Source organism: Georgenia yuyongxinii, assembly GCF_006352065.1.
In the GTDB taxonomy this organism is placed as follows: Bacteria; Actinomycetota; Actinomycetes; order Actinomycetales; family Actinomycetaceae; genus Georgenia; species Georgenia yuyongxinii.
Genome location: NZ_CP040915.1, coordinates 2,152,804 through 2,167,037, shown reverse-complemented (window position 1 = coordinate 2,167,037; position 14,234 = coordinate 2,152,804). Strand labels below are relative to the sequence as shown.

General features: G+C 73.6%; 14 protein-coding genes. 11 read left to right on the top strand and 3 right to left on the bottom strand.

Going from position 1 to position 14,234, the window contains the following annotated elements; all coding sequences use genetic code 11:
- Position 1: 1 nt before the first annotated feature.
- Complete coding sequence (locus FE374_RS09825; RefSeq protein WP_139928645.1) at positions 2–451, top strand: PH domain-containing protein; 450 nt, start codon at positions 2–4, stop codon at positions 449–451.
- Positions 452–519: 68 nt separating this feature from the next.
- On the opposite strand, the gene FE374_RS09820 is transcribed toward FE374_RS09825, so the two are convergent.
- Positions 520–1,725 (bottom strand): DUF3866 family protein, encoded by a 1,206-nt coding sequence (locus FE374_RS09820; RefSeq protein WP_179957303.1) that lies wholly within the window; start codon positions 1,723–1,725, stop codon positions 520–522.
- 114 nt (positions 1,726–1,839) lie between these two features.
- On the opposite strand from FE374_RS09820, the gene ligD reads away from it, so the two are divergent.
- Complete coding sequence (ligD, locus tag FE374_RS09815; protein WP_139928643.1) at positions 1,840–2,892, top strand: non-homologous end-joining DNA ligase; 1,053 nt, start codon at positions 1,840–1,842, stop codon at positions 2,890–2,892.
- 3 nt (positions 2,893–2,895) lie between these two features.
- The gene (locus FE374_RS09810; RefSeq protein WP_139928641.1) at positions 2,896–3,960 is read left to right on the top strand and encodes an ATP-dependent DNA ligase; all 1,065 of its coding nucleotides are present in this window, start codon (positions 2,896–2,898) and stop codon (positions 3,958–3,960) included.
- Between the two features lie 13 nt (positions 3,961–3,973).
- Here FE374_RS09810 and FE374_RS09805 read toward each other — a convergent pair whose 3' ends face one another.
- Together FE374_RS09805 and FE374_RS09800 are read right to left on the bottom strand one after the other, a co-directional pair.
- A complete protein-coding gene (locus FE374_RS09805) occupies positions 3,974–4,591 on the bottom strand; it encodes an FMN-binding negative transcriptional regulator (RefSeq protein WP_139928639.1) in 618 nt (205 codons plus the stop codon).
- 56 nt (positions 4,592–4,647) lie between these two features.
- Positions 4,648–5,541 carry a LysR family transcriptional regulator ArgP gene (locus FE374_RS09800; RefSeq protein ID WP_139928636.1) on the bottom strand — a complete coding sequence of 298 codons (894 nt, stop codon included), beginning with the start codon at positions 5,539–5,541 and terminating at the stop codon, positions 4,648–4,650.
- Between the two features lie 70 nt (positions 5,542–5,611).
- Between FE374_RS09800 and FE374_RS09795 the strand changes: the two genes are divergently transcribed.
- The 8 genes from FE374_RS09795 (at position 5,612) to FE374_RS09760 (ending at position 13,913) form a co-directional block, all read left to right on the top strand.
- Complete coding sequence (locus FE374_RS09795) at positions 5,612–6,208, top strand: LysE/ArgO family amino acid transporter (RefSeq protein WP_168205654.1); 597 nt, start codon at positions 5,612–5,614, stop codon at positions 6,206–6,208.
- 73 nt (positions 6,209–6,281) lie between these two features.
- Positions 6,282–7,310: a helix-turn-helix transcriptional regulator gene (locus tag FE374_RS09790; RefSeq protein ID WP_230978232.1), complete on the top strand. Its 1,029-nt coding sequence runs from the start codon at positions 6,282–6,284 to the stop codon at positions 7,308–7,310.
- The gene (locus tag FE374_RS09785) at positions 7,303–8,262 is read left to right on the top strand and encodes a helix-turn-helix transcriptional regulator (RefSeq protein WP_139928634.1); all 960 of its coding nucleotides are present in this window, start codon (positions 7,303–7,305) and stop codon (positions 8,260–8,262) included. The genes FE374_RS09790 and FE374_RS09785 overlap by 8 nt, the downstream gene beginning before the upstream one ends.
- Before the next feature lie 5 nt (positions 8,263–8,267).
- Positions 8,268–8,579 carry a hypothetical protein gene (locus FE374_RS09780; protein WP_139928632.1) on the top strand — a complete coding sequence of 104 codons (312 nt, stop codon included), beginning with the start codon at positions 8,268–8,270 and terminating at the stop codon, positions 8,577–8,579.
- A 162-nt stretch (positions 8,580–8,741) separates the two neighbouring features.
- Positions 8,742–9,200 carry a twin-arginine translocase TatA/TatE family subunit gene (gene tatA, locus FE374_RS20195; protein WP_139928630.1) on the top strand — a complete coding sequence of 153 codons (459 nt, stop codon included), beginning with the start codon at positions 8,742–8,744 and terminating at the stop codon, positions 9,198–9,200.
- Between the two features lie 2 nt (positions 9,201–9,202).
- Positions 9,203–10,012, top strand: coding sequence for a twin-arginine translocase subunit TatC (gene tatC, locus FE374_RS09770; protein WP_230978231.1), 810 nt, complete (start codon positions 9,203–9,205; stop codon positions 10,010–10,012).
- A complete protein-coding gene (locus FE374_RS09765) occupies positions 10,009–11,019 on the top strand; it encodes a diacylglycerol/lipid kinase family protein (RefSeq protein ID WP_139928628.1) in 1,011 nt (336 codons plus the stop codon). Before tatC ends, FE374_RS09765 begins: the two co-directional genes overlap by 4 nt.
- Positions 11,016–13,913, top strand: coding sequence for a DEAD/DEAH box helicase (locus FE374_RS09760; protein ID WP_139928626.1), 2,898 nt, complete (start codon positions 11,016–11,018; stop codon positions 13,911–13,913). The genes FE374_RS09765 and FE374_RS09760 overlap by 4 nt, the downstream gene beginning before the upstream one ends.
- Positions 13,914–14,234: the final 321 nt, after the last annotated feature.

The following is a 14,234-nucleotide window of genomic DNA, read 5'->3' as shown; positions in this document are numbered from 1 at the left end:
CATGACGACGGCCGCCGAGCTGCACCTGCCGTTCCGGCCCCGCGCCGCCCGGCGGGTCGCCATCGTGCTCGGTGTGCTGACGGTCGTGGGCACGGCGCTGGTCATGATCCTGGTGCCCCAGATGCCGGGGGTGACCTTCACCCTCGCCGACCACACGGGCATGGTGCTGCTCGCGGCGTGCATCCTCTGGCTGCTGTGGCGCCAGGGCGCCGTCCGAGCCCTGCCCGACCAGGCCGGTCTGACGGTGCGCAACTTCATCTACACCCGCGCCGTGGAATGGACGGAGATCGTGTCGGTCAACTTCGGGGAAGGCAGCCCCTGGGTCCAGCTCGACCTCACCGACGGCGACACGCTCGCGGTCATGGCGATCCAGCGAGCCGACGGCGCGCGCGCCGTCGCCGAGTCCCGGCGCCTCGCCACGCTGGTGGCCCTGCACGAGCCCCGCTTTTAGCGGCGCCCACCCACCCCGGCCTGCGAGATGTCATCTTCTCCGTGAGATGTCATCTTGTCGGTGAGATGTCATCGCCAGGCGTCTGCGACGTCCGCCAGCCGCGCCGCATGCACCCCGGCCACCGCGGCCGCGAGGAACGCCGCGGGGTCCTGCTCGAGTGAGCGACCCATGGTGGACAGGCGCACGGGCGAGGTCGCGAGCGCCTCGGCCAGCCCCGCCGTCGTGACCTCCACCAGCCGGTGGATGCCGGCCGGGGCGGCCAGCGCGGCCGCCTGGGCCCGCACCTTCGCCGGGAGACCCTCCGGCAGGGACTGCTCCAGGTCCGTGCCCGCGTCGAAGGCGGGCACCACCACGTCGGCCGGGGCGAGCGCCACGCGGCCGTAGGCGGTGAGCGAGTGGTGCGAGATGCCCAGGTGCCGCTCGCGCGGGTCTGCCCCGGAGACTCGCAGCGCGGCCACCGGGCGCCCACGCAGGGCCGCGACGGCGTTGACCGCGTCCCCGCCGGCCGTGCCAGAGAACCCCCACCGCGTGCCCGTGCCAAGGTTGCCTGGGCCCTGCGCGACGACGGCGAGATCGGCTCCCAGCACCATCCGCGCCGCCAGCAGCCCCGAGTGCAGCGAGACAGCCTCGACATCGCCGCCGAACGCCTGCCCCACCGTCACCGAGCCGCACAGCCAGTCGGCCTCGCGCAGCCCGGCGAGCGTGCGGGAGAACCAGGCCGGCAGCGCTCCGCCGTCGGTCATCACGTAGGCCACCCGCAGGGCGGGCTCGGCCGCGCGCACGCCGGCGACGACCGCGGGCAGCGCCGAGTGCAGGTCCGCCACCACCACCGGCAGCCCGGCGAGGTCGTCGGCGTCCTCCAGGAGGTGGTGGTGCGCCGACTCCTGCTCGTCGGCGCCCAGGACCATGGCCTGCAGCGGGGTGTACCGGGCCTTGACGAGGTGGCCGGGCGCGGGCGGCGGGTCCGCGGGCAGCCGGTCGGGCAACGCGACTACCAGCGCGTACCCGCCGGTGCCGAGCCCACGGGCGAGCGGCGCTGCCGACAGCAGCACCCGGTCGCCGAGCCTCGGCTCCCCGACGAGGCGCGGATAGGCCAGGGCCCGGACGTGGGACCCGGGCGGCAGCGTCCCGGGTGGCAGGGACCCGGGTGGCAGGGGACCGGCGCCCTCCGCACGGTCGGGGCCGGGAGCCACGGTGATCTCGACGTCGAGCTCGACGGCGCCCGTCCACGACGTCCCCAGGCCACGCACGACGCCGTCCCGCCAGATCATCACGGCCGCCACGCTACCGGCCGCGACGACGAGCGGCGGGGTGCGCCGTCGTCCCTCCCAATCGGCGTGCGGGGGATCCTCGGGCCGGCGCGAAGGCCGCACGGTAGCGTTCCGGCCATGTCACCGTCGAAGACACCGGCGATCGAGATCGAGGTGGCCGGCCGCAGCGTGCGGGTGAGCAACCCCGACAAGGTCTACTTCGCCGAAGTCGGCATCACCAAGCGCGAGATGGTCGAGTACTACCTCAGCGTGGGGGAGGGGATCCTCCGGGCGCTGCGCGAGCGGCCGGTGACCCTGGAGCGGTGGCCCGGTGGGGTCCGCGAGGGCGCCAAACGCGCCACCCGCGCGGACCCGCGCGGCGACGCGTTCTACCAGAAGCGGGTGCCGGACTCCGCGCCCGACTGGATCCCCACCACCACGATCACCTTCCCCAGCGGCCGCACCGCGGACGAGCTGTGCCCCACCGACCTGGCGGCCGTCGCGTGGGCGGCCAACCTGGGCACGATCACGTTTCACCCGTGGCCGGTGCGCCAGGCGGACGTGGACCATCCCGACGAGCTGCGCATCGACCTCGACCCCCAGCCCGGCACGGACTTCACCGACGCCGTCACGGTCGCCGGCGAGGCACGTGCGCTGGTCGAGGAGCTCGGCTGGGTCGCCTTCCCCAAGACGTCCGGGAACCGGGGCGTGCACATCTACGTGCGCATCCAGCCGCGGTGGACGTTCACCGACGTGCGGCACGCGGCCATCGCGTTCGGCCGCGAGCTCGAGCGGCGCATGCCGGGCAAGGTGACGACGCACTGGTGGAAAGAGGAGCGCGGGGAGACGATCTTCGTCGACTACAACCAGAACGCCCGCGACCGCACCATCGCCAGCGCCTACAGCATCCGCCCGCTGGCGCACGCGCCGGTCTCGGCACCGGTGCTGTGGGACGAGCTGCCCGACGTCGACCCCCGGGACCTCACCGTGCGCACGATGCCCGCCCGGTTCGCCGAGCGCGGGGACCTGCACGCCACCATCGACGACGTCGCCCACGACCTCACGCCGCTGCTGGAGTGGTACGCGCGGGACGAGGCGTCCGGCCACGGCGACCTGCCCTACCCGCCGGAGTACCCGAAGATGCCCGGCGAGCCGGCCCGGGTGCAGCCAAGCCGCGCCAAGAAGGACTGAGTCATGGACCTGCCCGTCATGCCACCGGTCGCGCCCATGCTGGCCAAGTCGGTCCCCGAGGTCCCCGACCTCGGCCACACCGAGCCCAAGTGGGACGGGTTCCGCACCATCGTCTTCCGCGACGGCGACGAGGTGGTCCTCGGCAGCCGCAACGAACGGCCCATGACCCGGTACTTCCCCGAGCTGATCGAGTCGATCAAGGCCAACACCCCGGCGCGCTGCGTCATCGACGGCGAGATCATCCTGGTCACCGGTGACCGGCTCGACTTCGACGCCCTGCAGCAGCGGATCCACCCGGCCGCGAGCCGCGTCAAGCTGCTCGCCGAGCAAACCCCGGTCTCCTTCGTCGGCTTCGACCTCCTCGCGCTCGACGACGACGACCTCATGCGCAGGCCGTTCCGTGAGCGCCGCGCGCTCCTCCTCGAGGCCCTCGACGACGCCGCCGACCCGATCTTCCCCACGCCGGCCACCACGGACCTCGCCCAGGCCCTGCAGTGGTTCGAGACCTTCGAGGGCGCGGGGCTCGACGGCGTCGTCGCCAAGCCGCTGGACAGCACCTACCAGCCGAACAAGCGTGCGATGTACAAGATCAAGCACGAACGCACCGCGGACTGCGTGGTCGCCGGCTTCCGCTGGCACAAGACCGGCGGCGTGGTCGGCTCGCTGCTGCTGGGGCTGTACACCGAGGACGGGCAGCTCCAGCACGTGGGCGTGACGGCGTCCTTCCCGATGGCCCGGCGCAAGAGCCTGCTCGACGAGCTGGCGCCCTACCGGGACGTGGACCTCGCCGACCACCCGTGGGGTGCCTGGGCCGACCAGGAGGCCCACCCGCAGAACCGGCTGCCCGGTGCTGTGAGCCGGTGGAACGCGACCAAGGACCTCTCCTTCGTCCCGCTGCGCCCCGAGCTCGTGGTCGAGGTCGCCTACGACCACATGGAGGGCAACCGGTTCCGGCACATCCCCCGGTACCGGCGCTGGCGCCCCGACCGCGACCCACGGTCCTGCACCTACGACCAGCTCGAGGAGCCGGTCAGCTACAGGCTCTCCGACATCCTTCCGCGCCGCTGAGGTGAGCTCCCGATCAGCCGCCGTGGAACCGCCGCATCTCGCCTGCGAGCGCGGCGTTCGCGTACGGCCGGTCCGTCTCGAGCTCTTCGATGATGCGGGCGACGACGTCGGCGGGTTTGTTCTGGCTCAGCTTCGCCCGCGCGTCGAACCGGGTCACCCGGAGCCGCAGCCCGACCGTGCCCGTGGCGATGCGCCGGCTCTGGTCCTCGTCCATGCGCAGGCTCCGCGGCCGCGGCATCCGCTGCTCGAACAGGTCGACCAGGGCCTCGAGGACCGCGTAGTTCTCCTCGGCCGAGAGAATCTCCGGTGTGCCCCACAGGTGCGCCGTGACGTGGTTCCAGGTGGGCACGAGGTCACCCTCGGGGTACCAGCTCGGGGAGACGTAGCCGTGCGGCCCCTGGATGATCACAAGCACCTCGCCCGCGCCGAGCTCGTGCGCCACCTCGTCGGGCCGGCCGACATGGCTGACGATGCTGATCTCGCCCGCCGGACCGTCCTCGAGCACCACCGGGTAGTGGCTGGCCACGAGGCCCGCGGCGGTGTGGCTCACCAGCGTCGCCCATGGGTTCTCCCGGATGAGCCGCTTGACCTCGGCGACGTCCTCCAGCAGGAAGTGGGGTGTGTGCCGCACGGAGCTGCCTCCAACGCTCGCAGGTGACGCGCACTCTAGCCCGGGGTCGCGCCACGTCAGCGGTGCAGGGACGCCGCCGCGACCCGCACGGCCTCCGTGATGCGCTCCACGCTCTGGGAGCGCATGCGCCAGCACTGCCAGTACAGCGGGACGTCGACGCGGTCGCGGCTGCTGAGCCGTGTCAGGCGACCGGTCTCGAGGTCGTCGCCGAGCTGTGCCTCGGGCACCGCACCCCACCCCAGCCCCGCCCGCACGGCAGCGAGGAATCCTTGCGAAGTGGGGACGATGTGGGTCGGTGGCGTGCCCGTGACCCCGTGGGCGGCGAGCACCTTGTGCTGCAGGTCGTCCTTGGCGTTGAACCGCACGACCGGCATCCGCGCCCAGTCCGTGCCTCGTCCCTTCGTCCAGCGCCGGGCGAGCTCCGGCGTCGCGACCGGGAGGTAGCGCATGGTCCCGAGCCGTTCCACCGAGCAGCCCTGCACCGCGACGGGGTCGGACGTGACCGCTCCCAGGACCTCCCCGGTGCGCAGGAGCGCCGCGGAGTGGCCCTCGTCCTCGACGTGCAGCCGCACGGTCACGTCACCCCACGAAGCGCACGTGCTGAGGACCTCCGCGAACCACGTCGCGAGCGAGTCGGCGTTGACCGCCACCGCCAGGTCCATGGTCCCGGCGGTGGCGGCCTCGCCGGCGTCCCCGGTTGACAGCGCGGCCAGTGCCTCGTGCTCGAGGACCTGCTGCTGACGCGCCAGGCGGAGCAGCACGCCGCCCGCCTCGGTAGTCCGGCTCGGCGTCGTCCGCACCAGGAGCACCTGGCCCACCTGGGTCTCGAGCGCGCGGATGCGCTGGCTGATCGCCGACGGCGTCACGGACAGCCGCCGCGCTGCCGCCTCGAACGTGCCCTCGTCCACGATGGCCACCAGTGCGGCGAGCTGCTCGGGTCGGACCTGCATAAAGCAACGCTAATGGCCCGTCAGAAACATTCGCTGTCCTTCACGCGCGGGCGGCGTTAGGTTCGACGGCGTGCCCGCCGCCCTCCCCGGCCTCCTGACCGGCCTCTCGCTCATCGTCGCGATCGGCGCCCAGAACGCCTACGTTCTCAAGCAGGGACTGACCCGCCACCACGTCGGCCTCGTCGTGGCGATCTGCGCCGTCTCGGACGCGCTCCTCATCACGGTCGGGGTGAGCGGCGTCGGTGCGCTCGTGCAGGACCACCCGACGGCGATGACGGTGCTGCGCTGGGTCGGTGGGGCGTACCTCGCCGCATACGGCGTGCGGTCGCTGTGGAAGGCCCGGCGGCCGCAGGCCCTGAACCCGCTGGAGGGCGGCGGGGCAGGGCGCCGGACGGTCGTGGCGACCACCCTCGCGCTGACCTACCTCAACCCCCACGTCTACCTCGACACGGTGCTCATGCTTGGCTCCATCGCTAACCAGCACGGCGAGGCGCGCTGGTGGTTCGCCGCCGGCGCCGTGGCCGGCAGCTTCTTGTGGTTCACCACCCTGGGGTTCGGTGCCCGCGCCGCCTCGCGCGTCATGAGCCGTCCGGCCACCTGGCGGGTGCTCGATCTCGTCATCGGGGTCGTCATGATCGCGCTCGCCGTGCGGCTGCTGCGTGGATGACGGCCCTCGTCACGGCCTCGCCGAATGCCCAGGCCTGCGGCACCGCCGGCCGGCGGCCCGGTACCGTGAGCGCGTGGCACAGCGCGTGGAGGCGGCCGAACGGCTGCTCGACCTGGTGATCGCGCTGACGCACACCCCGAGGTGGATGAGCAAGCGCCAGATCCGCGAGCGGGTCAACGGGTACGCCGACGCCGTGAGCGACGAGGCCTTCGAGCGGATGTTCGAGCGCGACAAGGACCTGCTGCGGGAGATGGGGGTGCCGATCGTCGTCGAGCACGGCGTCGTGCACGAGGACGACGTCGGCTACCGCGTCGACACCGCCGGCTACACCCTGCCCCCGGTCGCCTTCACGCCCGAGGAGGCAGGCGTGCTCTCCCTGGCGGCCGAGCTCTGGCAGGACGCCTCGCTGCGCGCGTTCGCCTCGCGTGGCGTGACGAAGCTGCGCGCCGTCGGCCTCGCGCCCGACCCGGGCGCCCACGCGGGCCTCGCGCTACGCGTGCGCGGGCCCGAGGCCGCCTTCGCCCCGCTGCTCGAGGCGATCGACGCCCGCCAGGCGGTGACGTTCACCTACCGGGCGGCGAGCACGGGGGAGACGGCCCGACGCACCGTCCAGCCGTGGCGCATCCTCAGCCGCGACCGCGGCTGGTACCTCGTGGGCCTGGACGTCGACCGCGCGGCGCCCCGCGCGTTCCGCCTCTCACGCATCACTGGACGCGTCCGGGCCACCGGCGCGCCCGGCGCCTTCACGGTCCCGGCGGACACCGACGTCGAGAGCCTCCTCGAGCGCGCACGGCCCCGCTCCGGCACCGCCCGCCTGGCCGTGCTGCCCGATCGGGCGGCCGCCCTGCGCACCCGCGCACTGCCCGGTGCAGCAGGTGCGGACCCGGCGGGGAAGAGCTCTGCCGATGGGCCTCGGCCCGCTGCTGCCCTCACCGACCGCGACGTCATCGAGGTGCCCTACGCGGACCTGGAGGCCTTCTCGGAGGAGGTCGCCACCTACGCCGAGGCGGTGCTCGTCCTGGCCCCGGCGGAGCTGCGTGCCGCGGTCCTTGGCCGGCTACGTGCCGTAGCGGCGCTGGACGAGGTGACCGCCCGTGGCTGAGACCACCGCCGACCGCGTCACCCGGCTGCTCGCCCTGGTGACCTACCTGCACGACCATCCCGGCGCCCCGGTGCCCGACGTCGCGGCCCACTTCGGCACCACCGAGGCGCAGGTGCTCGCGGACGTGAACCTGCTGTGGGTCGCCGGCACGCCCGGGTACTTCCCCGACGACCTCATCGACTTCTCCGCCGAGGCGATGGACCACGGCGAGCTGACGCTGACCGACGCCCGCGGGATGGACCGCCCGCTGCGGCTGAGCCCCGCCGAGGCGCTCTCGCTCCTGGTCGCGCTGCGGTCGCTGCGTGAGCTCGTCGCGAGCGGAGTCGCAGCGTCGCCGGACGCCCTGGAGAGCGCCATCGCCAAGCTCGCCGGGGCCACCGGCGACGCCGCGTCCCAGGCCGCCGCCGTGCAGGTCCGTGTCAGCGCCGAGGTACCGGTCGGCACGCTCACGGCGGTGCGGCGCTCGCTGGCCGAGCGCCGGAGGCTACGGCTGCGGTACGTCTCCGCCGCCGACGTGGTCACCGACCGGGAGGTCGACCCCGTGGAGCTGCGCTCCGACGGCGCGTCCTGGTCCCTGCGGGCCTGGTGCCACCGCGCCCAGGGACCGCGTACCTTCCGGCTCGACCGGATCCTCGACGTCGACGTCCTCACCACCCCGGCCGCAGACCACCCTGACCTCATCGAGCCCCAGCCGTGGGAGGAGGGCCGCGAGCTCACCCTCGAGCTCACCTCCCAGGCGCGGTGGGTGGCCGAGCACACCCCGGTGGAGGAGGTCGAGGACCTACCCGACGGCGCCCTGCGGGTGCGCCTGCTCGTGGGTGACGCCGCCTGGCTCAGCAACCTGGTGCTCTCCCTGGGCCCGGCCGTGCGGTCGGTCCAGCCGCCGGAGGCCGCCCACGACGCCGCGGTACGGGCCCGTGCCGCGCTCGCCGCCTACGAGCACCTATCCTGACCGGCATGTGGTGGCTCGTCTGGATTCTCCTCGTGCTGGCCGCGCTGGGCACCGGCGCGCTCCTGACGCTGCGGCTCTGGCGCCAGGCGAAGGCGCTGGGCCGTGACCTCGCCGTGGCCGCGGAGCTGACGGCCCGCCTGGACGACGACGCCCCGGTCCCCGCCGCCGTGCACGCGCCGGGCGCGCTGGGCGAGCCCGCCACCCTCGACGCCGCCCGCGCCACCCGCGCCCGGATCACCGACGAGCGGGTCCGGCTGCGCCGGGCCCGCCTGGACCGTGCCCGCGGCCGGTGGCGAGGCCACGGCCTGACCGACTGACCTGGCCGTCGCTGCACCCGCACCCGGCACTCCACCGGCGCCGGGCACCCGCACCACGCTTCCTGCGCGCCGCGGTCGGGCACGGGCGTGATCGGGCGAAAGGTCCTAGGTGGGGGCGGGTAGGCTGGAGCACAGTCCCGCTCACGAACGAAAGTGTGTCCGATGTTCCGCAACGGCCTGCAGCCCACGCACATCATCATCTTGCTGCTTGTGATCCTGCTGATCTTCGGTGCGTCGAAGCTCCCGGACATCGCGAAGAGCATCGGGCAGTCGCTCAAGGTCTTCAAGAAGGAGGTCAAGGAGCTGCGCGAGGACGACGACGGCGCGTCCTCCTACACCGCCACCGGTGGCCAGCCCCCGCAGACCGCTTACCCGCCTTACCCGGGCGCGCAGGTGCCCCCGGCCGGTGTACCGCAGGCCGGGCAGCCGGTTGGCTACCCGCAGGCCGGGCAGCCGGTTGGCTACCCGCAGGCCGAGCAGCCGGTTGGTTACCCGCAGCCCGGGCAGCCGGCCGCCTACCCGCAGGCCGCGCAGCCGGGTGTCTACCCGCCGCCGGTGCAGGACCCCCACACCGGCCAGGCACCCCAGCAGCCGGGTCAGAACCCGCCGCCGCAGCCCTGACGGTGAGCGCGACGGACCGCGCACACTCCCGCAAGAAGAACCCCGAGGGGCGCATGCCCCTGGGCGACCACCTGCGCGAGCTGCGCAGACGGGTGATGTGGGCGGCGCTGGGCATCATCGTCGGCGCCGTCGTCGGGTGGCTGTTGTACGACCCACTGCTCGGCGCGATGACCGCGCCTCTGGAGGTCATCACCGAGCAGGGCCGTGAGGCCGCGCTGAACTTCGGCACGGTGGGGTCCGCCTTCGACCTCAAGGTGCAGGTCTCGATCTTCCTCGGCCTGTTCATCTCCAGCCCGTGGTGGATCGGCCAGCTCTGGATGTTCGTGACCCCGGGACTGACGCGCCGGGAGCGGCTCTACTCGCTCTCCTTCATCATCTCCGGCGCGCTGCTCTTCGTGGCCGGGGGCACGATGGCGTGGTGGGTGCTGCCGCACGCGGTGGAGATCCTCACCTCGTTCACGCCCACCATGGCGTTGAACCTCATGGACGCGCGCACCTACTTCACCTTCTTCATGCGGGTGATCCTGGCGTTCGGCGTCGCCTTCCTGCTGCCCGTGATCATGGTCGGCCTGAACTTCCTCGGCGTGGTCTCCGGGCGGACCTATCTCAAGGCGTGGCGCTGGGCGGTGATCGGCGCCTTCGTGTTTGCCGCGTTCGCCAACCCGCTGCCCGACGCGTGGTCGATGATCGCGATGGCCGCGCCGATCTGCGCGCTGTACTTCGGGGCGGTCGGCATCAGCTTCCTGCGCGACCGTCGGGTCGCCAAGCGCCGCGCGGCTCAGGACGCCGCCGACGCGGCCGCCGGCCTGTGACGGGAGAGGACGGACGCCCCCGCACCGGCCGGGTGGGCGTGGTCGTCAACCCCACCGCGGGGAAGGGGCGGGGCGCGCGGGCAGCCGAGGCGGTGCGCGCCGGCCTGTCCCGCGCCGGCCTGACGGCCCTCGACCTCTCCGGCCCCGACGCCGACACCGCCGAGGCCCGGGCACGCACCGGCCTGGTGCAGGGTCTGGACGCCCTCGTCGTCGTCGGTGGCGACGGCATGGTGCACCTGGGCGTCAACGTGGTGGCCGGCACCGGCGTGCCGCTCGGCATCGTCGCGGTCGGCTCCGGCAACGACGTCGCACGGGACCTCGCCCTGCCTGTGCACGACGTCGCCGCCTCGGTGGCACTCATCGTCGCCGCACTGGGGCACGGGGATCGCACCGCCGCGGACGGAAGGGCGGGGGGCGCCGCTGACGGCGTGCCGGGGGTTCGCACGTTGGACGCCGTCGCCGTCTCCCGGCCGGGCGGTCCCGTGGAGCACTGGTACATGGCGGTGCTGTCCTGCGGCATCGACGCCGCCGTCAACGACCGCGCCAACAGGATGACGTGGCCCGCCGGTGCGGGCCGGTACGTGCGCGCACTCATGGTTGAGCTCGCGGCGTTCGAGCCCTTCGGGTACCGCGTCACGATGGACGGGCAGGTCTGGCAGGGCGACGGGACCCTGGTCGCCGTCGCCAACACCCCCTGCTTCGGCGGCGGCATGCGCATCGCCCCGGACGCCGTGCCCGACGACGGCCTGCTGGACGTGCTGATCGCCGACGGGCTCACCCGCACCGAGCTGATGCGCCTTTTCCCCCGCGTCTACAAGGGCACCCACCTGAATCACCCCGCGGTGCGGGTGCACCGCGCACGCAGCGTCCTCATCGAGCCGGCCGCCCGGTACGGCGCCGCGCCCCCGGTCGCGTTCGCCGACGGCGAGCGGCTCGACGCCCTGCCGCTGCAGTGCGATCTCCATCCGGGCGCCGCCCAGGTCCTGGCACGTACGCTCGAGGAATGACGACCCCGGCTGACGAGCGCTCCCCGGCCGCCCGGTACGCCGCCGCCCGCCGCCGGCAGCGCGACGAGCGGAGCGAGCTGGCCCGGTTCCGCCAGCGGCTCGAGTTCGAGCTCGACGACTTCCAGGTGCGCGGTTGCCAGGCGCTGGAGGAAGGCCACGGCGTGCTCGTGGCCGCACCCACCGGCGCCGGCAAGACCGTGGTGGGAGAGTTCGCCGTCCACCTCGGCCTGGCCACGGGGCGCAAGACCTTTTACACCACCCCGATCAAGGCGCTGAGCAACCAGAAGTACCTCGACCTCATCGCGGTGCACGGCAACGCCAGCGTCGGCCTGCTGACCGGGGACACCACCATCAACGGCAACGCCCAGGTGGTGGTGATGACGACCGAGGTGCTGCGCAACATGCTCTACGCCGCCTCGCCCACGCTCGACGGGCTCGGCTTCGTGGTGATGGACGAGGTGCACTACCTCGCCGACCGGTTCCGCGGGCCGGTGTGGGAGGAGGTCATCATCCACCTCGACCCGGCGGTCCAGGTGGTCTCCCTCTCCGCGACGGTGTCCAACGCCGAGGAGTTCGGCGAGTGGCTGACGATGGTGCGGGGCAACACCGAGGTGGTCGTCTCGGAGATCCGTCCCGTGCCGCTGTGGCAGCACATGATGGTGGGCAGCCGGCTGCTCGACCTGTACTCCGCCCATGTGGATCCGACCGAGGTGCGGGCCGACCCGCCGCTGAACCCCGACCTGCTCGAGGCCATCCGGCGCGCCCAGCGCACCGGGAGCGCCCGCGACGCGCCCGGCCGAGGCTCGGGTCATGGCGGGACGGGGCCTCGGGGTGGCCGGTCGGGCCGCTACCACCGCGGCGGCGGTGGCCGCGACGCGGCCCGGTTCCCCGGACGGGTGCGCCGGGCGCCGCGCCCGGTGGTCGTCGAGCGGCTGGACCGGGACGGACTTCTGCCGGCGATCGTCTTTATCTTCTCCCGGGCCGGGTGTGAGGCGGCCGTGCACCAGACCGTTGCCGCCGGCATCCGGCTCACCACGGCGGCGGAGGCCGCCACCATCCGCGAGGTGGTGGAGGCCTCCTGCGCGGCCGTGCCTCCCGAGGACCTGGCCGTGCTGGGTTATGAGGCGTGGGCCCACGCCCTGGAGCGTGGCGTCGCCGCCCACCATGCCGGGCTCCTGCCGGTGTTCAAGGAGACCGTCGAGCAGCTCTTCGCCGCCGGGTACGTCAAGGTCGTCTACGCGACCGAGACCCTCGCGCTCGGGATCAACATGCCCGCCCGATCCGTGGTGCTGGAGTCGCTGGTGAAGTGGGACGGCAGCGCCCACGTCCAGCTGACGCCGGGGGAGTACACCCAGCTCACCGGTCGCGCCGGGCGGCGCGGCATCGACGTCGAGGGCCACGCGGTGGTGCTGTACTCCGAGGAGATCGACCCCGTCGCGGTCGCCGGGCTCGCCTCGCGTCGCACCTACCCGCTGCGGTCGGCGTTCCACCCCACGTACAACATGGCCGTGAACCTGCTCGGCACCCTGGCGCTGGACAAGGCCCGGGAGGTTCTCGAGACCTCCTTCGCCCAGTTCCAGGCTGACCGCGGCGTCGTCGGTCTCGCCCGGCAGGCCCGCCGACATGCCGACGCCGTGGCGCAGTACGCCGAGCAGATGCGCTGCCACCTGGGCGACTTCATCGAGTACGCCGAGCTGCGCCGTCGGATCAAGGCCCGCGAGGGCAACCTCTCCCGCGAGCGGTCCGTCGTCCAGCGCCAGCAGGCGCGGGGCTCCATGGAAAACCTGCGACGGGGGACGGTGATCGGATACACCCGCGGCCGGCGGCCGGCCCACGCCGTCGTGCTGGAGACGATCGACGGCGGCTTCGACGGCCCCCAGCTGCGGGTCCTCACCGACGAGCGGCAGGTGCGCACCCTGACCACCACCGAGCTGCCGCACGGGGTCAGCCGGGTGGGCGCCGTGAAGGTGCCGAAGAACTTCAACCCCCGCAACCCCGCCCAGCGGCGCGACCTCGCCTCCTCCCTGCGCAACGCGCTCGCCGAGGGGCGCCTCGGCGACGGGGGTGAGGTGCGCCCCTACCAGGCGGGCGACCACGGCCCGCGTGCCGGATCCGCCGCGGCCACGGACGACGAGCTCGCCCGGCTGCGGGCCCAGCTGCGCGCGCACCCGTGCCACGGCTGCTCCGAGCGCGAGGAACACGCCCGGTGGGCGCAGCGCTGGGAGCGGGCCGTCGAGGAGCAGGAGCAGCTGCTCGACAAGATCCACCGGCGCACCGGCTCCATCGCCGAGGACTTCGACCGGGTCTGCGCCGTGCTCGGGGAGCTGGGGTACCTCACAGGCGGGGGGGCGGGCGCGGCGGGGGAGCCGCCGCTGCGGGAGGTCACCGACGACGGCCGATGGTTGGCCCGCGTCTATGCGGAGAAGGACCTGGTGCTCGCGGAGTGCCTGCGGCGCCGCGCGTGGGACCAGCTGACGCCGGCCGAGCTCGCGGCGGTGGTCTCGACCACCGTGTACGAGGCACGCACCCCGGAGCAGCGCGGCCCGGGCCCCGTGCCCGGCGGCCGGAACGGCCGCCTCGGCCAGGCCCTGGTCGAGACGGCCGGGATCGGCGACCGGCTCGCCGAGCTCGAGCGGCTCCACGGCCTGCCCGTGACCGCCCCGGTGGACATGGGGCTCGTCGGCGCCGTCCACCTGTGGGCGTCCGGCGCGCCCCTGGCGGACGCGCTCGACGCGGCCGAGCTCGGCGCCGGCGACTTCGTGCGCTGGTGCAAGCAGGTCCTGGACGTCCTCGACCAGCTCGCCACCGCCGCGCCCAACGACCGGACCGCCCGCCGCGCGCACGAGGCCATGGGCCTGGTGCGGCGCGGGGTGGTGGCGTGGTCCAACGTGTGACGTGAGGTCCAGCCTGAGGCCCCTGAGCGGGGGACACCGGCGGTGGCGGGGGCGTCCGACGACACTCCGACGACACGCCGGGCCGGGCCGACAGACAGCAGAATCTCACCCCCGCCTGACCTGTGCGCTTCCCCGCCACCAGCGCCGACGGCCGCTTGTCGGAACTGCACGGGGGACGCTAGGTTCGTGCCCTACCCCCGCCGAGCAGGCCACCGCAGCGGCACCGCGCTGTGCGGCTGACACCACTCTCGGGAAAGCAGTGACCAGGCCCGCGCACCCGTTAGAAAACGGCTGTTCCTCGCCCCGGTGAGGCATCCGGTC

Coding starts and splice junctions, on each gene's coding strand:
- ligD (WP_139928643.1), top strand. CDS start 1,840: ATGTCACCGTCGAAGACACCGGCGATCGAGATCGAGGTGGCCGGCCGC.
- FE374_RS09800 (WP_139928636.1), bottom strand. CDS start 5,541: ATGCAGGTCCGACCCGAGCAGCTCGCCGCACTGGTGGCCATCGTGGAC.
- FE374_RS09780 (WP_139928632.1), top strand. CDS start 8,268: ATGTGGTGGCTCGTCTGGATTCTCCTCGTGCTGGCCGCGCTGGGCACC.
- tatA (WP_139928630.1), top strand. CDS start 8,742: ATGTTCCGCAACGGCCTGCAGCCCACGCACATCATCATCTTGCTGCTT.
- FE374_RS09810 (WP_139928641.1), top strand. CDS start 2,896: ATGGACCTGCCCGTCATGCCACCGGTCGCGCCCATGCTGGCCAAGTCG.
- FE374_RS09760 (WP_139928626.1), top strand. CDS start 11,016: ATGACGACCCCGGCTGACGAGCGCTCCCCGGCCGCCCGGTACGCCGCC.
- FE374_RS09825 (WP_139928645.1), top strand. CDS start 2: ATGACGACGGCCGCCGAGCTGCACCTGCCGTTCCGGCCCCGCGCCGCC.